The sequence below is a fragment of the Streptomyces sp. NWU339 genome (assembly GCF_003143855.1).
Taxonomy (GTDB): Bacteria; Actinomycetota; Actinomycetes; order Streptomycetales; family Streptomycetaceae; genus Streptomyces.
The window spans coordinates 1-21,160 of record NZ_QFRK01000071.1 but is presented as its reverse complement, the minus strand read 5'-3'; the positions used below and the strand labels follow the sequence as shown (position 1 = coordinate 21,160).

The 21,160-nt window shown below is 73.6% G+C and carries 16 protein-coding genes and 3 pseudogenes; 9 read left to right on the top strand and 10 right to left on the bottom strand.

Annotated features, from left to right (window positions below):
* Position 1: 1 nt before the first annotated feature.
* Positions 2-922: an ABC transporter ATP-binding protein gene (locus DIZ27_RS40000; protein WP_109383272.1), complete on the bottom strand. Its 921-nt coding sequence runs from the start codon at positions 920-922 to the stop codon at positions 2-4.
* Positions 923-1,031: 109 nt separating this feature from the next.
* Between DIZ27_RS40000 and DIZ27_RS39995 the strand changes: the two genes are divergently transcribed.
* From DIZ27_RS39995 to DIZ27_RS39985, 3 genes are all read left to right on the top strand, one after another.
* Positions 1,032-2,201 (top strand): sensor histidine kinase, encoded by a 1,170-nt coding sequence (locus DIZ27_RS39995; RefSeq protein ID WP_109383259.1) that lies wholly within the window; start codon positions 1,032-1,034, stop codon positions 2,199-2,201.
* A gap of 14 nt (positions 2,202-2,215) precedes the next feature.
* Positions 2,216-2,878 carry a response regulator transcription factor gene (locus DIZ27_RS39990; protein ID WP_109383258.1) on the top strand — a complete coding sequence of 221 codons (663 nt, stop codon included), beginning with the start codon at positions 2,216-2,218 and terminating at the stop codon, positions 2,876-2,878.
* 128 nt (positions 2,879-3,006) lie between these two features.
* The gene (locus DIZ27_RS39985) at positions 3,007-4,164 is read left to right on the top strand and encodes an ROK family protein (RefSeq protein ID WP_109383257.1); all 1,158 of its coding nucleotides are present in this window, start codon (positions 3,007-3,009) and stop codon (positions 4,162-4,164) included.
* Between the two features lie 69 nt (positions 4,165-4,233).
* On the opposite strand, the gene DIZ27_RS39980 is transcribed toward DIZ27_RS39985, so the two are convergent.
* Complete coding sequence (locus DIZ27_RS39980) at positions 4,234-4,995, bottom strand: GntR family transcriptional regulator (protein WP_109383256.1); 762 nt, start codon at positions 4,993-4,995, stop codon at positions 4,234-4,236.
* Positions 4,996-5,167: 172 nt separating this feature from the next.
* On the bottom strand, positions 5,168-6,058 hold the full coding sequence (locus DIZ27_RS39975; RefSeq protein ID WP_109383255.1) for an RNA polymerase sigma-70 factor: 891 nt from the start codon (positions 6,056-6,058) through the stop codon (positions 5,168-5,170).
* 169 nt (positions 6,059-6,227) lie between these two features.
* Between DIZ27_RS39975 and DIZ27_RS39970 the strand changes: the two genes are divergently transcribed.
* From DIZ27_RS39970 to DIZ27_RS39960, 3 genes are all read left to right on the top strand, one after another.
* Positions 6,228-7,058 carry an alpha/beta fold hydrolase gene (locus DIZ27_RS39970; protein ID WP_181383930.1) on the top strand — a complete coding sequence of 277 codons (831 nt, stop codon included), beginning with the start codon at positions 6,228-6,230 and terminating at the stop codon, positions 7,056-7,058.
* Positions 7,059-7,268: 210 nt separating this feature from the next.
* Positions 7,269-8,855: an alkaline phosphatase gene (locus tag DIZ27_RS39965; protein WP_109383253.1), complete on the top strand. Its 1,587-nt coding sequence runs from the start codon at positions 7,269-7,271 to the stop codon at positions 8,853-8,855.
* 94 nt (positions 8,856-8,949) lie between these two features.
* Positions 8,950-10,233 (top strand): GNAT family N-acetyltransferase, encoded by a 1,284-nt coding sequence (locus DIZ27_RS39960; RefSeq protein ID WP_258308786.1) that lies wholly within the window; start codon positions 8,950-8,952, stop codon positions 10,231-10,233.
* 120 nt (positions 10,234-10,353) lie between these two features.
* Here the strand turns inward: DIZ27_RS39960 and DIZ27_RS39955 are convergent, their stop codons facing one another.
* A complete protein-coding gene (locus DIZ27_RS39955; protein WP_109383271.1) occupies positions 10,354-11,592 on the bottom strand; it encodes a PLP-dependent aspartate aminotransferase family protein in 1,239 nt (412 codons plus the stop codon).
* Positions 11,593-11,652: 60 nt separating this feature from the next.
* Between DIZ27_RS39955 and DIZ27_RS39950 the strand changes: the two genes are divergently transcribed.
* The gene (locus DIZ27_RS39950) at positions 11,653-12,144 is read left to right on the top strand and encodes an Lrp/AsnC family transcriptional regulator (protein ID WP_109383251.1); all 492 of its coding nucleotides are present in this window, start codon (positions 11,653-11,655) and stop codon (positions 12,142-12,144) included.
* 32 nt (positions 12,145-12,176) lie between these two features.
* Positions 12,177-13,865: a DUF885 domain-containing protein gene (locus tag DIZ27_RS39945; protein WP_109383250.1), complete on the top strand. Its 1,689-nt coding sequence runs from the start codon at positions 12,177-12,179 to the stop codon at positions 13,863-13,865.
* Positions 13,866-13,874: 9 nt separating this feature from the next.
* Here DIZ27_RS39945 and DIZ27_RS39940 read toward each other — a convergent pair whose 3' ends face one another.
* The 4 genes and pseudogenes from DIZ27_RS39940 to DIZ27_RS39925 all read right to left on the bottom strand — a co-directional run bounded on the left by DIZ27_RS39940 (position 13,875) and on the right by DIZ27_RS39925 (position 19,107).
* Positions 13,875-14,720, bottom strand: coding sequence for an SDR family oxidoreductase (locus DIZ27_RS39940; protein WP_109383249.1), 846 nt, complete (start codon positions 14,718-14,720; stop codon positions 13,875-13,877).
* Positions 14,721-14,769: 49 nt separating this feature from the next.
* A pseudogene (locus DIZ27_RS39935) lies at positions 14,770-14,908 on the bottom strand (hypothetical protein); the annotation flags it as partial.
* 45 nt (positions 14,909-14,953) lie between these two features.
* The gene (locus DIZ27_RS39930) at positions 14,954-17,947 is read right to left on the bottom strand and encodes an AAA family ATPase (protein WP_109383248.1); all 2,994 of its coding nucleotides are present in this window, start codon (positions 17,945-17,947) and stop codon (positions 14,954-14,956) included.
* On the bottom strand, positions 17,944-19,107 hold the full coding sequence (locus DIZ27_RS39925; protein WP_109383247.1) for an exonuclease SbcCD subunit D: 1,164 nt from the start codon (positions 19,105-19,107) through the stop codon (positions 17,944-17,946). Before DIZ27_RS39925 ends, DIZ27_RS39930 begins: the two co-directional genes overlap by 4 nt.
* Before the next feature lie 590 nt (positions 19,108-19,697).
* Between DIZ27_RS39925 and DIZ27_RS49045 the strand changes: the two are divergent.
* Positions 19,698-19,862: pseudogene (locus DIZ27_RS49045) on the top strand (integrase core domain-containing protein); the annotation flags it as partial.
* A 147-nt stretch (positions 19,863-20,009) separates the two neighbouring features.
* Here the strand turns inward: DIZ27_RS49045 and DIZ27_RS39915 are convergent.
* Positions 20,010-20,972 carry an electron transfer flavoprotein subunit alpha/FixB family protein gene (locus DIZ27_RS39915; protein WP_109383245.1) on the bottom strand — a complete coding sequence of 321 codons (963 nt, stop codon included), beginning with the start codon at positions 20,970-20,972 and terminating at the stop codon, positions 20,010-20,012.
* Between the two features lie 66 nt (positions 20,973-21,038).
* Positions 21,039-21,160 (bottom strand): annotated as a pseudogene (locus DIZ27_RS39910) (electron transfer flavoprotein subunit beta); the annotation flags it as partial.

Genomic DNA, 21,160 nt, shown 5'->3' with positions numbered 1-21,160 from the left:
GTCAGGCCTCCTGGGGCTGTGCGGTGAACTCGGTCTCGGCCGCGGTCAGGTCCAGATAGGCCTGCTCCAGCGTGCCCTCGTCCGCCGCGAGTTCGAGGATCGGCACCCCTGCGGCGGAGGCGAGGCGTCCGATGTCGTCCACCCGCGCGTCCGGCACGGTCCAGTGCCCGTCCGGGTGCTCCACCATGGCGTGGTCCTCCCGGGCGAGCGCCTCCTTGAGGGCGGTGGGGTCGGAGGTGCGGACGCGGACGGTGGGCCGCACACGTGCGCGGATGAACTCCCGCACCGGGGTGTCGGCCAGCAGCCGGCCCCGCCCGAGGACGACCAGGTGGTCGGCGAAGGAGGCGGTCTCGTTCATCAGGTGGCTGGAGACCAGGACGGTCCGTCCCTCGTCCGCGAGGCGGCGCAGCAGGGTGCGGATCCACACGATGCCTTCCGGGTCCAGGCCGTTGGAGGGCTCGTCGAGCATGACCACCTCCGGGTCTCCGAGCAACGCGGCGGCGATGCCGAGCCGCTGACGCATGCCCAGGGAGTACGTCCGCACCCGGCGGCGGGCCGCCGGGCCCAGGCCGGTCTCCTCCAGCACCTCGTCGACCCGGCGGTCCGGGATGCGGTTGCTCGCCGCCAGGACGCGCAGGTGGTCGCGGCCGGTGCGGGAACCGTGCGCGGCCTGCGCGTCGAGCAGGACGCCGACCCGGCGCAGGGGCTCGGGGAGGGTGGCGTAGGCGCGTCCGCCGACGGTGGCGGAGCCGGACGTCGGCCGGTCGAGGCCGAGTACCAGGCGCATGGTGGTGGACTTGCCGGCACCGTTGGGACCGAGGAAGCCGGTGACCCGGCCGGGCGGGACGCGGAAGGTGAGGTCGTCGACGGCCCGCCGGGTGCCGTACTCCTTGGTGAGGTTCTGGACGTCGATGCTGGTCATGTGCACCAGCGTGGCCGCGGTCCGGGAGCCGGCGCCTCCCCCGCGCGGGGAGAGGATCTCCCCCGGGCGGGGGAGGTCGGTCGCCGGTGACGGCTGGCACGATGGCGCGATGGTCACCGTTCTGCGTGCGCTCCTGCGAGGGGCGACGTACTCGCGCCTGCTGCACATGTGGGTGCCCTGGCTGCCGTTCAGCATATGGATCTTCATCTATCCGGAGGCACCGTGGGTGCCCGCGCTCGTGCTGCTCCCGCTGGGCCTGGTTCCCTCGGTGCGCAGGGTCGAGGGCGTGCAGGCCCAGTTGATGCTGACCCCCGGCGAACGGGAGCCGGGGATCTCCCAGAAGCCGTCGGCGACGTGGCAGGACCGGCTGCGGACCGTGCTGTGGTTGGCGGTGCGGATGGTGCTGATGGTGGTGGTGGGGTACGTCACGGTCTGGCCGTTCTATCTGGCGTACCTCTTGGGTGAGAGCGCCACGGGACACATGCCCGAGGAATTGCCCTTTCTGGAGGACGCGCAGCCGCACTGGGCCTACGCCCTGTTGGTGCCGCTCCCCCTGCTCGCGGCGGGGCCGCTGATGGTGGGCCTCGGCGAGCTGGTCACCGCCGCCGCGCGCCGTCTGCTCGGCCCCTCCCCCGCCGAACGCCTGGCCGCCATGGAGGCCAGGACCGAGCAGCTCCTGGAGCGCACCCGCATCGCACGCGAGCTGCACGACTCCATCGGCCACGCCCTGACGGTCGCCGTCGTGCAGGCCGGCGCCGCGCGGGCGGCGGGCGACCTCGCCTTCACCGACCGGGCGCTGGCCGCCATCGAGGAGACCGGCCGGGCCGCCCTGGAGGACCTGGAGCGGGTCCTCGGCGTCCTGCGCGAGGCGCGGAAGCCTGTGAGCAGCAGGCCCACGCTCGCGGACGCGGACCGCCTGCTGGAGTCCGCCCGGGCCTCCGGGGCGAAGGTCGACGCCGAGGTGACCGGCCCGGTGGACACCGTGTCCGGCCCGGTCTCCCGTGAGGGCTACCGCATCCTGCAGGAGTCGCTGACCAACGCGCTGCGGCACGCGGGGACGGTTCCCGTGCGGGTCCGGATCCGCGTCGCCGACGGCACCCTGCTCCTGGAGGTCCGCAACCCGCTGCCGGGGGACGTGCCCGGCCCCGGGCGCGGCAGCGGACTGCGCGGCATACGGGAGCGCGCAGCCCTGCTCGGGGGCCGCGCGCGGACGGGGCCGGACGGGGACGACTGGACGGTGCGGGCCGAACTGCCGCTGGCCGGAGCCGAGATGCGTTGATCTAGGCTGGCCGGATGCCGGTCACCGTTCTGCTCGTCGACGACGAGCCCCTCGTACGCGCGGGGTTACGCGCCGTTCTGGAAGCGCAGCCCGACCTCGAGGTGGTCGGGGAGGCGGCCGACGGGGCGGCGGTGATCCCGCTGGTACGGCGGCTGCGGCCGGACGTGGTCGCCATGGACGTGCGCATGCCGCTGCTGGACGGGATCGAGGCCACGCGCGCGCTGCTGCGGACGGTCGAGGAGCCGCCGAAGATCCTCGTGGTGACGACGTTCGAGAACGACGAGTACGTGTACGAGGCGCTGCGCGCCGGGGCCGACGGGTTCCTGCTGAAGCGGGCGCGGCCTGCGGAGATCGTGCACGCGGTGCGGCTGGTCGCCGAGGGCGAGTCGCTGCTGTTCCCCGCCTCGGTGCGCCGGCTCGCGGCCGAGTACGGCGACGACGGCGGCAATCGCGCGGCGCGGGACGTGCTGGAGCGGGCGCGGCTGACCGAGCGCGAGGCGGAGGTGCTGCGGCTGATGGCCCGGGGGCTGTCGAACGCGGAGATCGCCGCCCGGCTGGTGGTGGGCACGGAGACGGTGAAGTCGCATGTGAGCGCCGTGCTGGCGAAGCTCGGGGCGCGCGACCGCACGCAGGCGGTGATCGCGGCGTACGAGTCGGGGTTCGTGGCGCCGGGATGAGCCGCTTCCCTGGGCGGGCCGGAGCGGCTGCCCGCGGGGCGGACCGCGGGGTTCCGCCCGGAGGTCGCCGGGGTGTGCCGCGCCGAGTACCATCCGGCCCACACGCGCACGAGCTGGGAGGACGGACGGTGAGTCGGCTGACCGGCGGGGATCCCTCGCTGTTGCGGAGGATCAACTCCGCGGTGGTGCTGCACGCGTTGCGGGCCACGGACTGCGCGACGCTGACCGAGGTCACCAGGGTGACGGGGTTGTCACGGCCCACCGTCGAGGGCGTCGTGGAGGGCCTGATCGAGGCGGGTCTCGTCGTGGAGGCGGCGGCCGAGGAGGGGGCGGCGCGACGGCAGGGGCGGCCGGCCCGGAGGTTCCGGTTCCGGGCCGAGGCCGGGCATCTCCTGGGCCTGGAGATCGGGCCGCACCGGGTGGCCGCGCTGCTGGCCGATCTGGACGGCCGGGTGATCGGCGCCCAGGCCAAGGAGGTCGGTGAGCGGGTCGACGCCGACGGACGGTTGGAGCGGCTGCGCGCCGCCGTCGCCGAGTTGCTGCGCCGGGCCGGGGTGCCGCGCGACTCGCTGCGGGCCGTGGGCGTGGGTACGCCCGGGATCGTCGAGGCGGACGGCACGGTACGGCTGGGCACGGCGCTGCCCGGGTGGACGGGGCTGGGTCTGGGCGAGCGGCTGAGCCGGTCCTTCACGTGCCCGGTGCTGGTCGAGAACGACGCCAACGCGGCGGTCGTGGCCGAACACTGGAAGGGCGTCGCCACCGGGACCGACGACGTGGTGTTCGTGCTGGCCGGGCTGAGTCCCGGCGCCGGTTCACTGATCGGGGGGCGGCTGCACCGGGGGTACGGCGGGGCGGCCGGCGAGATCGGGGCGCTGCATCTGCTGGGCCGCGGGGCGACCCCCGAGAAGCTGCTGTCCACCACGGACGAGCCGCTGCACCCGCTCGACGAGCAGGCGGTGGCCGAGGTCTTCGCCCAGGCCCGCGAGGGCGACAAGCGGGCCCTCGCGGCCGTGGACCGCTTCATCCAGCGGCTGGTCCACGACGTGGCGGCGCTGGTGCTGGCCCTCGACCCGGAACTCGTCGTGATCGGCGGCTGGGCGGCAGGGCTGGACGGGGTCCTGGAACCGCTGCGGCGTGAACTGGCCCGCTACTGCCTGCGTCCGCCGAAGGTCGCGCTGTCCCGTCTCGGGGAGGCGGCGGTGGCGACGGGCGCGGTGCGGCTCGCCCTGGACCATGTGGAAGAGCAACTCTTCGCCGTGGAAGGCACGGTGACGGCCCGCCGGTAGACGGCGGCCGGGCGGCCCCGTCACCGGCCTCGCCCCGCCCGCGCCCGGAACGCCCGGGAAGCGCGGTGTTCAGGAAGCGCGGCGTTCGGGGCCGTGGTCGATCTCCACGCCTCCGGAGTCGCCGAAGGTCAGCCGGCAGGTGTCCGCGCGGTAGGTGGCCACGGAGAGCGCGGAGACCCGGCCCCGGGCGATGAAGCGGGTGGTGACGACGAGGACGGGCGCGCCCGGCAGTCGGTCCAGGTCCCTGGCCTCGTCCGCGCGGGCGGAGCCGAGCTCCACCGCGTTCTCGTGCCGCTCCAGCTCCAGGTGGCGCAGTTCCCGCAGTACCGCACGCGCGCGTGCGGCCCCGGACGGGGCGTCGATGGCGGAGAGGCCGGGCACCGAGGCCGCCGGGACGTACAGCAGTTCGGTGGCGACGGGCCGGCCCTGGGACACCCGGGACCGCCGGACGGTGTGCACGGGCTCGTCCCGGCCGGTCACCAGGGCCTCGGTGACGGCCGCGGGCGGCACCTCGAGTGTGCAGTCCAGGGTCTGCCAGGCGTCGTCGGGCCCGCCCGGCCAGGCGTGCTGCGCCGTACCGACGGCCACACCCATGCGCGGCGGGGCGACGGTGGTGCCCACACCGCGGCGGCGCTCCAGCCTGCCTTCCAGTTCCAGCTGCTCCAGCGCCTGGCGCAGGGTGGCACGGGCCACGCCGAAGCGGGCGGCGAGGTCGCGCTCGTTGGGCAGGATCTCGCCCACGGAGAACTCCGAGTCCAGCGCCTCGCTGAGCACGGTCCTGAGGTGCCAGTACTTCGGTTCCGGCACCGTGTCCAACTGCGTGGTCCCCACCCTGTCCTCCGCGATCGTCAGGTCCGGTGGCGTTTTCGCGCCCTTGTTTATTAAAGGTTGTTTCACTTATCCGCGACCATATGGCGGCCTCCACCCTTGGTCAATACCAATCGGACATGACGAGGGAGCCCTCGCCGGATGACGCGGGCCCCGTTGCCGGGTGACCGAACCCCTACGGGGCCGCCACCAGCGAACGCAGCTTGTCGGGGTTGCGGATGACGTAGACCGCCTGGACGCGCCCGTCGGCGACATCCAGCTGGACGACGGAGTCGGGCGTGCCGCCGACGAGGAGCAGCGCCGCGGGACCTCCGTTGAGTTCCAGGAAGCGGGCCGAGAAGTCGCCTCGGAGGCTCTTGCGGGCGACGCCGAGCACGAAGCGGCCCACCTTGTCGGCGGCCTCCAGGACGCGCAGCGCGGCGGAGACCTTGCCTCCGCTGTCGCTGACGAGACGCACGTCGGGGGCGAGCAGTTCCAGGAGTCCCTCCAGATCACCGCCGCCGGCCGCCGCCAGGAACCGCTCGGTCAGTTCGCGGCGCCGGGCGGGGTCGACGTCGTAGCGCGGACGCCGGTCCTCGACGTGCCTGCGGGCCCGCGTGGCGAGCTGGCGCACCGCCGGTTCGCCGCGGTCGAGCATGGCGGCGATGTCGGTGTAGGGGTAGCCGAACGCCTCGCGCAGGACGAACACCGCGCGCTCCAGCGGGGACAGGGACTCCATGACGACCAGGACGGCGAGCGAGACCGAGTCGGCGAGCACCGCCTGCTCGGCGGTGTCCGGGGCGGTGTCGCCGAAGTCGGTGGCATACGGCTCGGGCAGCCACGGGCCGACGTACGTCTCGCCCCGCGCCTTGATCTGACGCAGCCGGTCGATGGCGAGGCGGGTGGTGACACGTACCAGGTAGGCGCGCGCCTCACGGACATCGGACCGGTCCCCGCCCGCCCAGCGCAGCCACGCCTCCTGAACCACGTCCTCGGCGTCGGCCACCCGGCCGAGCATGCGGTAGGCCACCCCCTGGAGGACGGGACGGTGCTCTTCGAAGGCATCGGTCACGGTGTCGGTGCTCACCTCTCCATCCCAACCGACCCGTACGGCCCGTGTCCAGGCGGATTCGGACGCCTCGCGGAGCCGGAGCCCGGAACCGGGTCCGGGGGCTACCCGTCGGTAGTAATTGCTGACAAGCTGTCTACGACGTCAGGCGGCGTCCCACCGCGAGTCCCAGACGAGGAGCACCTTCATGTCCGCGACCGTCTCGTTCGAGGTCACCTCTCCGCACGGCCCGCAGACCGTGACCCTGTCCTACGCGCGCGTGGGCCGCGGCGAACCGCTGCTCCTGCTGCACGGCATCGGTCACCACCGTCAGGCCTGGGACCCGGTCGTGGACATCCTCGCCACCGAGCGCGAGGTGATCGCCGTGGACCTGCCCGGCTTCGGCGCCTCCCCGGCGCTGCCGGCCGGCCTCGCCCACGACCTGCCCACCATGAACACCGCCCTGGGCGCCCTGTGCGAGGAGCTGGGGCTCGACCGGCCGCATGTCGCGGGCAACTCGCTCGGCGGGCTTCTGGCGCTGGAGCTCGGCCGCCAGAACCTCGTACGGTCCGTCACCGCGTTGTCCCCCGCCGGGTTCTGGACGCAGGCCGAGCGGCGCTACGCCTTCGGCGTACTGATCGGGATGCGGCGCGTCGCGGAGCGGATGCCGCTGCCGCTGATCGAGCGGCTCGCCCGCTCGGCGGCCGGGCGAGCGGCGCTGACCAGCACCGTCTACGCCCGTCCGGGACGCCGTTCGCCCGAGGCGGTGGTCGCCGAGACGCTCGCGCTGGCCGGTGCCACCGGCTTCACCGAGACGCTCCGGGCGGGCACCGCGGTGCGGTTCACCGACGATGTGCCCGGCGTCCCGGTCACCGTCGCCTGGGGCGCCCGCGACCGGCTGCTCATCCCCCGTCAGGGGGTCCGCGCCAAGCGGGTGATCCCCCGGGCGCGGCTGATCCGGCTGCCCGGCTGCGGTCACGTCCCCATGAACGACGACCCGGCGCTGGTCGCCCGCGTCCTCCTCGACGGCAGCCGCTGAACGGCGCGGCGCTGTCCGCCCGGTGCGGCCCCGCGCCGGGCGGACCGGGGCGGCGGGGTGACGGGACGCGTGGAACGCAGGGTTGACGGCGCGTCAACCCATAGGGAGCCGCAGCGAGTTGTTCACTTGGGGTTTGCGTGCGAGCCGTGCCGCACGAGTACTTGTGGCAGCGCACACCGGCCGGAACTCCCGTCCCCTGGAGGCGCATCCATGTCACACCCCTCGCTCCCCGGCCGCCGCGCCGTTCTGCGCGGCTCGCTCGCGGCCTCGGCCGCCCTGGCCCTGCCCACCACCGTCGGGACGGCGCCCGCGTTCGCCCGGTCCGGGCGCCCGGAGGCGAAGTGGGGCGTGCAGAGCGGCGACGTGACGCGCGACTCCGGGCTGGTGTGGGTGCGCTCCGACCGCCCGGCCCGGATGATCGTCGAGACGTCGGCGACCGAGTCGTTCCGGCACCCGCGCCGTCTGCACGGCCCGCTGCTCGGGCCCGGCACGGACTTCACCGGGACGGTCCGGCTGGGCGGACTGCCGGCCGGCGAGCAGATCCACTACCGGGTGCGGCTCGCCGACCCCGACGACCCGCGCCGCTTCGGCGAACCGGTCACCGGTACGTTCAGGACGGTGCCCGCGCGGCGGCGCGACGGCGTGCGGTTCCTGTGGTCGGGCGACCTGGCGGGCCAGGGCTGGGGCATCAACCCCGACTTCGGCGGCTACCGGATCTTCGAGGCGATGGCCCGGCTCGACCCCGACTTCTTCCTGTTCAGCGGCGACACCGTCTACGCCGACGGGCCGATCCCGGCGACCGCGGCGCTGCCGGACGGCAGCATCTGGCGGAACATCACCACGGAGGAGAAGTCCAAGGTCGCCGAGACCCTGGCCGAGTTCCGCGGCAACTTCCGCTACAACCTGCTCGACGAGCACTTCCGCCGGTTCAACGCACGGGTCCCGTCCATCGTGCAGTGGGACGACCACGAGGTGCGCAACAACTGGTACCCGGGCCAGCGGATCACGGACACGGACACCCGCTACACGGAGAAGAGCGTCGATGTACTGGCGGCACGGGCGCGCCGCGCGTTCGGTGAGTACTTCCCGATGTCCACGCTGCGGCCGGGTGCCCGCGAGGGCCGGGTGCACCGGGTGCTGCGGCAGGGGCCGCTGCTGGACGTGTTCGTGCTGGACATGCGGACGTACCGCAACGCCAACTCCCCCGGTGACCAGACCGTGGACCCGCAGGGCATCCTCGGGCGCGAGCAGCTGCAATGGCTCAAGCGGGAACTGGCGCGGTCGCGGGCGGTGTGGAAGGTGATCGCCGCGGACATGCCGCTCGGCCTGATCGTGTCCGACACCACCGAGGGCGAGCAGCACGTCGAGGCGGTGGCCCAGGGCGACCCGGGGGCTCCGCTGGGGCGCGAGCTGCAGATCGCGGAGCTGCTGCGGTTCGTCAAGCACCGGCGGATCACCGGCACGGTGTGGCTGACGGCCGATGTGCACCACACTTCTGCCCAGCACTACCAGCCCGCACGGGCCGCGTTCGACGATTTCGAGCCGTTCTGGGAGTTCGTCTCCGGGCCGCTCAACGCGGGTGCCTTCCCGGCGAGCGCGCTCGACGGCACCTTCGGTCCGGAGCGGGTGTTCGTGAAGGCGCCGACCGCGTCGAACGTCTCGCCCGCCGGCGGGTACCAGTTCTTCGGCGAGGTCGACATCGACGGCGGCAGCGGAGAACTGACCGTACGGTTGCGGGAGCAAGACGGCACCGTGCTCTACACCAAGCGACTGCGGCCGGGACTGGTAGGCCAGTGAAGCACCAAAAGGGCCATAAGCCCCATAAGAACTCTTTACTCGTCAGTCATGGCGTGTTGGCGGCCACGAAACACGATTCCTTCACAGTGGCCGCATGAGCCGAGACATGCCCGATGTGACGCACACCCGGCACGGCCGTCCCGCGCAGGGACAGCCGGAGGGGGAACCGACCACGCGCTTCACGGCGGCGTTCCACAGTTGGTGGGCACGCCGCCACGGTCACGCCCCGCCCGCACCCGATGCCGACGGGGCCGCGGAAAGCCGGCCGCCGGAGAGCGCCCTGTGGCGGATGCGGACGACGGTACGGGACGAACCGGGCGCGCTGGCCGCGCTGTGCACGGCGCTGGCCGAGCACCGGGTCGACATCCTGAGCCTGCAGACGCACCCGCTGGGCGAGGCCACGGTCGACGAGTTCCTGCTGCGCGCCCCGGCCGACCTGACCGCCACCGGTCTCACGACGGCGGTGACGGGCGCCGGGGGCACGGACACCTGGACCGAGCGGGCCGACGCCCACGATCTGGTGGACGCCCCGACCCGGATGCTGGAACTCGCCGCACGCACGGCCCTGGACGGCGCGGAACTTCCGCTGGCGCTACGGCAGTTGCTGGGGCGGTGCACGATCCGTTCACTGCCCGCCGCCCCGGGCGGCGGGCGGTCGGTGCCGGAGGGCGTCCCGGTGGAGGGGACCCTGGAGGACACCGTGATGCGGCTGCGCGCCCCGGAGGGCGGCGTGCTCACCGTGGAGCGGCCGCATCTGCCCTTCACGCCCACCGAGTTCGCCCGAGCACGGGCCCTGGTGGAACTGGACGCCCGGCTCGGCCCCCGGGTCCCGCGCGGCCAGGACGTCCTCACCCTGCCCGAGGGCAGCGACATCACCGTGGGCCGGGCGGACACCGGCGACCTGGAGGCGGCGCGGGCGATGCACGAGCGGTGCTCGCCCGAGACCCTGCGCCGGCGGTACCACGGACCGGTCGGCGACGCGGACCGCTACCTGAATCACCTGCTCGGCCCCCGCTTCGGCCGTACGCTCGCCGTACGGACCGCCTCCGGCCGCATCGTCGGCCTCGGTCACCTGCTGTGGGACGGCGACGAGACCGAGGTGGCACTGCTCGTCGAGGACGCCTGGCAGCGCCGGGGCATCGGCACCGAGCTCCTGACCCGGCTGGTGTCGATGGCCACCGAGGCGGGGTGCGCCCATGTCTACGCCGTGACGCAGGCGTCCAACACCGGGATGGTCGCCGCGATGCGCGGGCTGGGCCTGCCCCTCGACTACCAGGTCGAGGAGAGCACCCTCGTCGTCACCGCGCGTCTGGACCCGGCACGGGCCCGTCACGCGCAGGAGGAGCGGGAGCACGGCTCACGGACCGGCCGCCGGTAGTGGACCACCGCGCCACCGGCCCCGTGACGCGGGACACCTGACGCGGGACACCTGACGCGGGACAAAACGGTCCGGCGGTGTCCGCCGGACCGTTCGGCATCCGCGCGGGGCACAGCCCGCTCAGTTCTGAGCGGGCACCTCCGGCCGGCCGGCCGTCCCACGCGTGCGGACGCCCTCCGGTGCCCCGGCCCGCTCCCCCAGCGCCCCGTTCAGGTCCGCCCACAGGTCCTCGACGTCCTCCAGGCCGACCGACAGCCGCAGCAGCCGGTCGCTCACTCCCGCGTCCCTGCGGTCGTCGGCGTCGACGATGCGGTGGCTGATGGACGCCGGGTGCTGAATGAGGGTGTCCACGCTGCCGAGGCTCACCGCCGGGGTGATGAGCCGTACCCCGCCGATCACCTCGTGCGGGTCCCCGTGCACCTCGAAGGAGACCATCGCCCCGCCGATGCGCGGGTAGTGCACACGGGCCACGCGCGGATCGGCTGCGAGCCGACGGGCGAGTTCGGCGGCGTTGGCCGACGCGGCCCGGACCCGTACCGGAAGCGTCGACAGGCCCCGCAGCAGCAGGTAGCCCGCCAGCGGATGCAGCACGCCACCGGTCGCGAACCGTATCTGCCTCAGCCGTCCCGCGAACTCCTCGTCGCAGGCCACCACGCCGGCCAGTACGTCGCCGTGCCCGCCGAGGTACTTGGTGGCGCTGTGCAGCACCAGCCGCGCCCCGTGCCCGGCCGGACGCTGGAGGACCGGGGTGGCGAAGGTGTTGTCGACGAGCAGCGGCACCGAGCCGCAGGCATGGGCGACGGCCCGCAGATCGACCTCGGCGAGGGTCGGGTTGGCCGGCGACTCCACCAGGACCAGACCGGTGTCCGGGCGCAGCGCGTCGGCGACCCCGGCCGGGTCGGTCCACGTCACCTCGGAGCCGAGCAGCCCGGCGGTCAGCAGGTGGTCGCTGCACCCGTACAGGGGGCGTACGGCGACGACGTGGCGCAGGCCCATGGAGCCGCGCACCAGCAGGACGGCGCTGAGCGCGGCCATGCCGCTGGCGAACGCGACCGCGGCCTCGGTGCCCTCCAGGCGGGCCAGGGCGGTCTCGAAGCGGGCGACGGTCGGGTTGCCGAGCCGCCCGTAGACGGGCGGGCCGTCCGGTTCCGCGCCGGTGGCGGCGAAGGAGTCGATGCGAGCGGCCTCGCCGCGGCTGTCGTACGAGGGGTAGGTGGTGGACAGGTCGATCGGCGGGGCGTGCAGTCCCTGCCGGGCGAGGTCGTCCCGGCCCGCGTGCACGGCCTCGGTGGCGAGTGCTCTCGTGGTGCCGCGCGTGTCCGCGCGCAGGTCCTTGTCCCAGTCCTTGTCCCAGTCCATGGACCGAAGGGTGAACACAGGAGGGGTGGTCGGCGGAGATCTCCGTGCTACGTTCGGCCCATGGCTGAATCCGTCGTACTGGATCCGGTGGACCTGCGTCTGCTGGGGTTGCTGCAGAACGACGCCCGGATGACGTACCGGGACCTCGCCGCGCAGGTCGGGGTCGCGCCGTCGACCTGCCTGGACCGGGTGGCCCGGCTGCGGCGCTCCGGCGTGATCCTCGGGCATCGGCTGAAACTGGACCCGGCCAAGCTGGGGCGGGGACTTCAGGCGCTGCTGTCGGTGCAGGTGAGACCGCACCGGCGGGAGCTGGTGGGACCGTTCGTGGAGCGGATCAGGGCGCTGCCGGAGTCACTGACCGTCTTCCATCTGACCGGACCGGACGACTATCTGATCCATGTCGCGGTCGCGGACATGGCGGATCTGCAGCGTCTGGTGCTGGACGGGTTCACGTCGCGGCGGGAGGTCGCGCGCGTGGAGACCCGGCTGATCTTCCAGCAGTGGGACTGCGGCCCGCTGCTGCCGCCTTCGCCCTCGGCTCAAACCGGGTGACGGGCGGCGGGCCGCATACCAGGATGGTCCGCATGTCACAGACCAACAGCCCACTGCCCCGCGAGGTCGCCGACGCCTACGTCGACGAGCTCATCGCCCTCGACCCGGTCACCGGTACGTATCTCGGCGTGCAGGAGAGTTCCCGCCGTCTGCCCGATCTCTCGCCCGCGGGCCAGACGGCGCTCGCGGAGCTCCAGCGGGCCACGCTCGCCCGGCTCGACGAGGCCGAGGCCCGGCCCGGCGCGGACAGCGGCATCGAGCGCCGCTGCGCCCGGTTGCTGCGGGAGCGGCTCACCGCGGAGATCGCCGTGTACGAGGCCGACGAGGGGCTGCGTTCGGTCGGCAACCTGGGCACGGTCGCCCACGCGGTGCGCGAGGTGTTCACCGTGACACCGACGCAGACCGAGGAGGACTGGGCGGCGGTCGCCGAGCGGCTGCGCGCGGTGCCGGCCGCGCTGGCGGGCTACCGGGAGTCCCTCGCACTCGGCCTGGAGCGCAAGCTGTACGCGGCTCCGCGTCCGACCGCCACGTTCGTCGGGCAGCTCACCGAGTGGGCGGACACCGGCGAGGGCCGCGGCTGGTTCGAGGACTTCGCCGCGGCGGGACCCGACGCGCTGCGCGCCGAGCTGGACGAGGCGGCCCGCGCCGCGACCGCGGCCGTGGTGGAGCTGCGGGACTGGATGCGCGACGTGTACGCGCCGGCGATCGAGGGCGCCCCGGAGACTGTGGGCAGGGAGCGGTACGCCCGCTGGGCCCGGTACTTCAACGGCACCGATCTCGACCTGGACGAGGCGTACGCCTACGGCTGGGCCGAGTACCACCGTCTGCTCGGCGAGATGAGGAAGGAGGCCGAGAAGATCCTGCCGGGTGCCGAGACGCCGTGGGTGGCGCTCGCGCACCTCGACGAGCACGGCCGGCACATCGAGGGCGTCGACGAGGTCCGCGAGTGGCTGCAGGGCCTGATGGACCGGGCGATCGAGTCCCTGGACGGCACCCACTTCGACCTCGCCGAGCGGGTGCGGAGGGTGGAGTCGCGGATCGCCCCGCCGGGCAGCGCGGCGGCGCCGTACTACACGCCTCCGTCGGAGGACTTCTCGCGGCCGGGCCGCACCTGGCTGCCGACCATGGGACTGACCCGCTTCCCGGTCTACGACCTGGTGTCGACCTGGTACCACGAGGGCGTCCCCGGTCATCACCTCCAGCTGGCGCAGTGGGCGCACGTGGCCGAGGACCTGTCCCGCTACCAGGCCTCCGTGGGCATGGTGAGCGCCAACGCCGAGGGCTGGGCGCTGTACGCGGAGCGACTGATGGACGAGCTCGGGTTCCTCGCGGACGCGGAGGAGCGGCTGGGCTACCTGGACGCGCAGATGATGCGGGCCGCCCGGGTCATCGTGGACATCGGCATGCACCTGGAGCTCGAGATCCCGGCGGACTCGCCGTTCCACCCGGGTGAGCGCTGGACGCCGGAGCTGGCCGAGGAGTTCTTCGGGGCGCACAGCAGCCGTCCCGCGGACTACGTGGAGAGCGAGCTGACCCGCTATCTGACGATTCCCGGCCAGGCCATCGGCTACAAGCTCGGCGAGCGGGCCTGGCTGCTCGGCCGGGAGAACGCCCGCGAGCGGCACGGCGACGCCTTCGACCCCAAGGCCTGGCACATGGCGGCGCTGTCCCAGGGCTCGCTGGGCCTGGACGACCTGGTGGACGAACTGTCGGCGCTGTGAGCCGGGCCGTCAACGCCGAAAGCCGCCCTCGGAATCGATGACCTGCCCCGTGACCCAGCCCGCCTCGTCCGTGGCCAGCCACGCGATGAGACGGGCTGGGTCGTCGGGCATCCCCCACCGCCCGCCGGGGAAGCGCGCGGCGACGGCCTCGTAGGCGTCGCCGGTCAGGTAGTCCGTGTCCACCGGGCCGGGGTTGACGGTGTTGACGGTGACGGCGTGCTCGGCGAGCGTGGTCGCCAGGGAGCGGGTGATCGAGGCGAGCGCGCCCTTCTGCAGGGCGTAGGCGATCTCGCCGGGCATGCCGCCGGCGATGTCCTGCCCGGAGGTCATCATCATCACGCGCCCGCCCGGGGTGCGCGGCCGCAGGGCGGCCCGGTGCCGGACGTGGGCCTGGACGAGCAGCAGCACCGAGCGGGTGTCGACGGCCCAGTGCGCGTCGAGCATGGCGGCGTCGACGGTGTCGAGGTCGCCGTCGGAGCCGCTGAGGGCGTGGTTGGCGACGAGGATGTCGAGCTGCCCGCCGAGTGCGGCGGCTGCCCGGTCGAGGAGTTCGGCGGGCACGGCCGGGTCGGCGAGGTCGCCCGGACCGGCGGCCACCCGCGCCGAGGGGTCGCCGAGGGCCTCCCGTACGGAGGCGATCACGTCCTCGGTACGGTCGGCGCCCCAGGGCATGGCGGCGTCGTGCGGGACGTGATGGTGGAGGTAGACGCTCGCTCCGTGGGCGGCGAGACGGCGGGCCACGGCGTGTCCGATGCCGCCGCGTCTGCTGGCCCCGGTGACCAGCGCGGTACGGCCGCGCAGGGGCAGTGGGTCACGGCGGAGGGCTTCGGGGGCGGGATGCGGGAGCTTGGGCATGGTCGCCCATGATGAGGGGCGCCGGCGGCCGGCGCACGTGAATATCCCTGCCGGGTCAGGGCCGTGGAGTCGCCCACCGGGAGGAGTCCGACGGGTCCGTCCGCCTCACCGGCCCGGTCGTGGGCGGAGGCCGTCTCCTCGCCGGCGGCGCCCGTCCGGAACGGCAGCACCGTCTCCGGCACCGCCATGAGGGGGCCACCGCCCGATTCCACTGGTGTGCCCACGGGTTCGGCTCAGGTGACGCCGTGCTGCCGCAGCGTCGAGCCCGACCGGCCCTTCACCACTTCGAGTTGGGCGTGGACCCGGCGGCGCAGGTCGGCGACATGGCTGACGATGCCCACGCTGCGGTCGCGTTCGCGCAGGGAGTCCAGAACGTCCAGGACCTCGTCGAGCGTCTGGTCGTCGAGGCTGCCGAAGCCCTCGTCGATGAAGAGGGTGTCCAGCCGGACCCCGCCGGCCTCGTCGGTGACGACGTCGGCGAGTCCGAGCGCGAGGGCGAGCGAGGCGAAGAAGGTCTCGCCGCCCGAGAGGGTCGCGGTGTCCCGCTCCCGGCCGGTCCACGCGTCCACGACATGCAGTCCGAGGCCGCTGCGCCCGCGTCCGGTGCGGTCGTCGGAGTGCACCAGGGTGTAGCGGCCGGAGGACATGCGGTGCAGCCGGGCGGTCGCCGCGGCGGCGACCTGCTCCAGACGGGCGGCCAGGACGTAGGACTCCAGGCGCATCCTGCGTTCGTTGTCGGCCGAGGTGCCCGCGGTGAGGCCTGCCAGGCGGGCCACCCGGTCGTACTCCTCGCGCAGCGGCGCCAGCCGGCGCGCCGAGGCGGTGGCCCGCGCGGAGAGCCGGTCGAGTTCGGCGCAGCGGCGGGCGGCGGCGTCACGTGCGGAGGCCGCCGCGCGCGTCCTGCGGTCCGCGTCCTCGGCGGTGCGCTGTGCGGCGGTGAGGTCGGCGGGGGGCTGCTGGGCGGCGGCCGCGGTGCCCGGCTCGGCGAGCACCGTGCGTACGGCGGCCTCCTCCTGCTGCCAGGCCTCCAGCCGGTCCCGCAGTTCGCGGTGGGCGGTCGCGTCGAGAAGTGCCTCGGCCGCCGCCCGCGGGGTGGCGAAGCCGGCCCGGAAGGCGGCGTCGGCGAGCCGGCCGTCGGCCTCCTTGAGCCGCTGTGCGGTGCCTTCGGCGACGCGGGCGGCGTCGGCGGCGTCGGTGAACTGTGCGGCGCGTCGCTCCAGTTGCGCGGCGCGCGCGGCCACGCTGTCCGCGTCGCCCCGCGCCTGCGTCAACTCCTTCTCCAGCGCGGCCTGTTCACGGTCCAACCGCTCCCGGTGGCCCGCCCGGGCGGCGGTCCGGACGGCCGCCTCCCGCTGGGCGGCGACGCGTCGTTCACGTTCGTGTTCCGCCTGGCGCAGCTGTTCCTGGGCGGAGTGCAGAACGGAGGCGGCATCCCGGGCCTGCGCGTACCGCCGTTCCAACTCCTCCACCTCTTGGGCGAGGTGAGCGGTCGACGTGTCCCCCGCCTCCGCTCCGGCGGCGGCCAGCGCCTCACGTACGGCGCCGAGGCGGCCTTCCTGGTCGGTCCGGTGCTCCTCGGCGCTCTGGTGGGCGGCCAGGGCCCGCTCCTCCGCCTCGCGGTCGACATGGCCGGTGACCTTGCGGGCGGGGGCGGGGTGTTCGGTGGCCCCGCAGACGGCGCAGGGGTCGCCGTCGGTGAGGCCCGCGGCGAGTTCGGCGGCGATGCCGGCCAACCGCTGTTCCTTGAGGTCGAGCCAGTGCTGTTTGGCCTCGAGTGCCCGTTCCCGGGCCACGCGGGCCTGTTCGGCGGCGTTCCTGGCGTCCTCGGCCAGCTGGTCCCGCAGCCGTGCGGCGGTCAACCGCTTGTGCGCGGGGTCGCGTTGCACGGCGAGCTCACCGGCCCGGGTCGCGGCCTCCTGTGCGGACTCGATACGGGCCTGGAGGCCGGTGCGGGTCTCCTCCCAGCCGGTGAGCCACGCCTCGGACTCGTCGAGCACGTCGTCGTCGGCACGCTCCTGGCGGTCCAGGTCGGCCCGCTCCTCGAGGAGTTCCGTGAGCCGCCGCTCGGCGCGGCGGGCCGACTCCAGCCCGCCCAGCTCCTCGGTGGTCCGGCGTGCGGCGGCCGCGAGCCCGGCCGCACCCGCGTCCCTGAGGGCCGGGGGCAGCAGGGCGCGGGCACTCGCCTCGGCGTCGGCCGCCCGCCGGTGTTCGGCGTCGGCGGACTCCCGCAGTTCCAGGGCTGGGGCGACCGTCTCGGCCTTCCGGGACCGGTCCAGGCGCGACTGCGCCTCCTGCCGGGCGTCGGCCCGCTCCGCCAGCCGTGCCGCGCGCTGCCGTGCCTCGGCGAACCGCCGCTGCAGCCGGTCCCGTTCGCGTACGTCGTCCAGTGACCGGTCGGCGGCGGCCTGGGCGGACTCGGCCGCGGCGAGGCGGCAGTGGGCGACGGCGAGTTGTTCGCGGGCGGTGCTGCGGGCCACGGCGGCCGCGCCCAACACGCTCTCGGCCAGCCCCGGCTCGCCCGGCACGAGGTCTGCCGGCTCCATGGTCCCGCCCGCGGCCTGCTGCATCCGGTGCGCGTCGGCGAGCAGTTCGGCGTCGCCGTCCCGTACCCGGGACTCGGTGGCACGGCGGCGTTCGGCCAGGTGCTTCTCCATGTCGGCGAAGCGGCGGGTGTCGAAGAGCCGGCCGAGCAGTTTGCCGCGCGCCTCCGCGTCGGCGCGCAGGAAACGCGCGAAGTCGCCCTGGGGCAGCAGGACGACCTGGCAGAACTGCTCCCGGCTCATGCCGAGGAGCTGGGTGATCTCCTCGCCGATCTCCTGGTGGGAGCGGCTGAGGTCCTTCCAGGACCGGCTCGCCGGATCGTATGCGCGCAGCCAGGTCTGCGCCTTGTCGAGTGTCGTGCCGGTGCCGCGCTTCTTCGGGCGCTGCCAGGGCGGCTGCCGGGTGACTTCCAGCCGACGGCCGGCGACGGTGAGTTCGAGGGTGACCCCCGTGCGGGTGGCGGGGGCCGCGTGGTCGCTGCGCAGCGTCATGCCCTGCCCGCTCTGCCGGGCCCCGGGGACGGAGCCGTACAGCGCGTAGCAGACGGCGTCGAGTATCGAGGTCTTGCCGGCGCCGGTGGGGCCGTGCAGCAGGAAGAGGCCCGCGGCGGAGAGTTCGTCGAAGTCGACGGTCAGTGAGCCGCCGAAGGGACCGAAGGCGGTGATGTCGAGCCGGTGCAACCTCACCGCGCCACCTCGTTCACGGCCTCGGCGGCGCGGACCGCGTCGACGGTGTCCCACAGGACGACCCGCTCGTGCTCGTCGGGGCCGGTGCCGCGCACATGGGCGACGAAGTCCTCAGCGATCTGCTGGTCGTCACGGCCGGCGAGGCGCCGGGCGTAGGACACCGCCGGGTCGTCGGGAGCGCGTTCGGGTTCGAAGACGAGGCTCAGGATGTGCGGGAAGCGTTCGGTGAGCCGGGCCATGGGGTCGGCGGGGCGGGCCGGGTCGGTGAGCGTGGCCTCGACCCACGCCTCCCGGTGCCGCGCGAGGGCGGGGTCGGCGAGCAGTTCCTCCAGGGTGCCGCGGATCCGGGCGAGGGCACGCGGCACCGGGCAGTCGAGCCGCTCGGCGGTGACCGTTCCGTCGGCGGCCAGGTCGACGAGCCACATGCTCTTGCGGTGATCCGCCTCCGAGAAGGAGTACGGCAGCGGAGAGCCGGAGTAGCGCACCCGCTCGGTGATGGTCTGGCAGCCGTGCAGATGGCCGAGCGCCACGTAGTCGACGCCGTCGAACACTCCGGCGGGCACGGCGGCGACCCCGCCGACGGTGATGTCCCGCTCACTGTCGCTCGGTGCGCCGCCGGTGACGAAGGCATGCGCGAGGACCACGGACCGGGTGCCGCGCGGGCGGGCGGCGAGGTCGGCGCGGACCCGGTCCATGGCGGCCGCGAGCACTGCCTCGTGGCCTGCCTTCTCCACTCCGAACTCGTCCTTGACCAGCGCCGGTTCCAGATAGGGCAGCCCGTAGAAGGCGACCTCCCCGTGCGCGTCGGACAGCATCACGGGGGTGCCGCTCGCCGAGGGGTCGGTCCGCAGGTGGATGCCCGCACACCCGATGAGTCCGGCACCGACGCCGAGACGGCGGGCCGAGTCGTGGTTCCCGGAGATCATCACGGTCGGCACACCGAGGCCGGCGAGGCGGTGCAGGGCGTCGTCGAACAGCTCCACCGCGGCGAGCGGCGGCACCGCACGGTCGTACACGTCTCCCGACACGACCACCGCGTCGACGGCGTGCTCGCGCACGGTCGCCACCAGGTGGCCGATGAACTCGGCCTGGGCACCGAGCATGCCGACCCGGTGGAACGACCGGCCGAGGTGCCAGTCGGAAGTGTGCAGCAATTTCATGAAATCGCTCTGCCCTGCATGTTTGCCCCTACTGCGTCTCTAAAACCAGCACGAACCAGCACGGGCTCGCCGCCAACACCCATCACGCTAACGCCTGTCGCCCCTTGATCCGTCACTGACCTCACATCACCCCCGGGCAAATACGCTGCGGCCTGTCCTCTGGGCGCCGGCGACAAGCGCACGACGCGATCCCCCGCAGGCGCGTGTGCGGGAGAACACTGATTGGCGCCGGAACGCGAGGTCCGGCGCCAATCAACGGCCTGATCAGGCCATCGGGTACGAGCCCGTAATGGTGGATCGGGAGCCCCCTGACATGGACTCCCAAAAGGCGTCCCGTCACATCACCGGCCTTCTCCGTCCGGCTATGGGTTGTCCCGCAAACGCTGGGCGGACCAGATGTTGAGCGGGACACTCGCGAGCCTCCGGCACGGCTGCTGTGACAGCCTGCGGACATGCCAGAGCTGCGGGTTCATGCAGGCCGTCACTACGCCATCCAGTTCCAGTACGCTCTGCCGACGATTCCTGGTGCGTGGAGCTGAGCGAGGCCGTTCCGGTGCCCGCCGCCTGGCAGGAGAATCCCAACGCAGGTGCTCCACGGACGGCGCTGGACCTCGAAGGCCCAGACGCGGCTCGAGCTGTTCCGTCGGCTCGCTCACTACAACCGGTGCCGCAGGCACTCCGCCCTCGGCTACTTCACACCGATCGAGCTCGAACAGCAGCTGACTACATCAACTACGTTGTCACTCGCCGCATGAAACCCGGTGTCCGCTCCCGGGGGATCAACCTCACAGAGCAGGCTTCCCCCCTCCTCCGCCACCGCATCCTCCTCGAATAGCATCACTCTCCGCTATCACCGAGTGTGAGACAGGACCGTTCGCATAACAGACCCTCCGGGGCGGGATTCAGCCCTTGCGGGCCTTGATCTCCTCGGTGAGCCGCGGGACCACGTCGAACAGGTCGCCGACCACGCCGTAGTCGACCAGCTCGAAGATCGGCGCCTCGGCGTCCTTGTTGATGGCCACGATCGTCTTCGAGGTCTGCATGCCCGCCCGGTGCTGGATCGCCCCGGAGATGCCGGCGGCCACATACAGCTGCGGCGAGACACTCTTGCCGGTCTGGCCGACCTGGCTGGTGTGCGGGTACCAGCCCGCGTCCACCGCGGCACGCGAGGCCCCCACGGCCGCGCCCAGCGAGTCGGCCAGCGCCTCGATGACCGCGAAGTTCTCCGCGCCGCCCACCCCGCGGCCACCGGAGACCACGATCGCGGCCTCGGTCAGCTCCGGACGGCCCGTCGACTCCCGCGGCGTCCGCGCCACGACCCTGGTGCCGGTGGCCTGCGCGGAGAACGTGACCTCCAGCGCCTCCACCGCGCCGGCGGCCGGGGCCGGCTCCACCGCCGCGCTGTTCGGCTTGACCGTGATGACCGGGGTGCCCCGGCAGACCCGGGAGCGGGTGGTGAAGGCGGCGGCGAACACCGACTGCACCGCGACCGGGCCCGCCTCGGACGCCTCCAGGTCGACGGCGTCGGTGATCACGCCCGAGCCCAGGCGCAGCGCCAGGCGGGCCGCGATCTCCTTGCCCTCGGCGGACGAGGAGACCAGCACCGCGGCCGGGGAGACGGCCGCGGCCGCGGCCTGCAGGGCGTCCACCTTCGGCACCACCAGGTAGTCGGCGTACTCGGCGGCCTCGTGGGTCAGCACCCGCACCGCGCCGTGCTCGGCCAGCACGCCGGCGGTGGCGGCGGCGGCGGCGCCCAGCGCGACGGCGACCGGCTCGCCGATCCGGCGGGCCAGCGTCAAAAGCTCCAGGGTCGGCTTGCGGACCGCGCCGTCCGCGTGGTCGACGTAGACGAGAACTTCAGCCATGGGACTTCTTCTCTCCTGCTTGCGAAGATTTCGGGGGGGCGGGAAGCGAGCTCGAGCCTGGTGGCTCTAGACGAACTTCTGGCTCGCGAGGAACTCGGCGAGCTGCTTGCCGCCCTCGCCCTCGTCCTTGACGATCGTGCCCGCGCTGCGGGCCGGGCGCTCGGCCGCCGACTCGACCGCCGTGTAGG

Excerpts from the sequence above, each read along its gene's own strand:
- DIZ27_RS40000 (WP_109383272.1), bottom strand. The coding sequence starts at position 922 with ATGACCAGCATCGACGTCCAGAACCTCACCAAGGAGTACGGCACCCGG.
- DIZ27_RS39995 (WP_109383259.1), top strand. The coding sequence starts at position 1,032 with ATGGTCACCGTTCTGCGTGCGCTCCTGCGAGGGGCGACGTACTCGCGC.
- DIZ27_RS39990 (WP_109383258.1), top strand. The coding sequence starts at position 2,216 with ATGCCGGTCACCGTTCTGCTCGTCGACGACGAGCCCCTCGTACGCGCG.
- DIZ27_RS39970 (WP_181383930.1), top strand. The coding sequence starts at position 6,228 with ATGTCCGCGACCGTCTCGTTCGAGGTCACCTCTCCGCACGGCCCGCAG.
- DIZ27_RS39965 (WP_109383253.1), top strand. The coding sequence starts at position 7,269 with ATGTCACACCCCTCGCTCCCCGGCCGCCGCGCCGTTCTGCGCGGCTCG.
- DIZ27_RS39960 (WP_258308786.1), top strand. The coding sequence starts at position 8,950 with ATGAGCCGAGACATGCCCGATGTGACGCACACCCGGCACGGCCGTCCC.
- DIZ27_RS39955 (WP_109383271.1), bottom strand. The coding sequence starts at position 11,592 with ATGGACTGGGACAAGGACTGGGACAAGGACCTGCGCGCGGACACGCGC.
- DIZ27_RS39950 (WP_109383251.1), top strand. The coding sequence starts at position 11,653 with ATGGCTGAATCCGTCGTACTGGATCCGGTGGACCTGCGTCTGCTGGGG.
- DIZ27_RS39945 (WP_109383250.1), top strand. The coding sequence starts at position 12,177 with ATGTCACAGACCAACAGCCCACTGCCCCGCGAGGTCGCCGACGCCTAC.
- DIZ27_RS39940 (WP_109383249.1), bottom strand. The coding sequence starts at position 14,720 with ATGCCCAAGCTCCCGCATCCCGCCCCCGAAGCCCTCCGCCGTGACCCA.
- DIZ27_RS39925 (WP_109383247.1), bottom strand. The coding sequence starts at position 19,107 with ATGAAATTGCTGCACACTTCCGACTGGCACCTCGGCCGGTCGTTCCAC.
- DIZ27_RS39915 (WP_109383245.1), bottom strand. The coding sequence starts at position 20,972 with ATGGCTGAAGTTCTCGTCTACGTCGACCACGCGGACGGCGCGGTCCGC.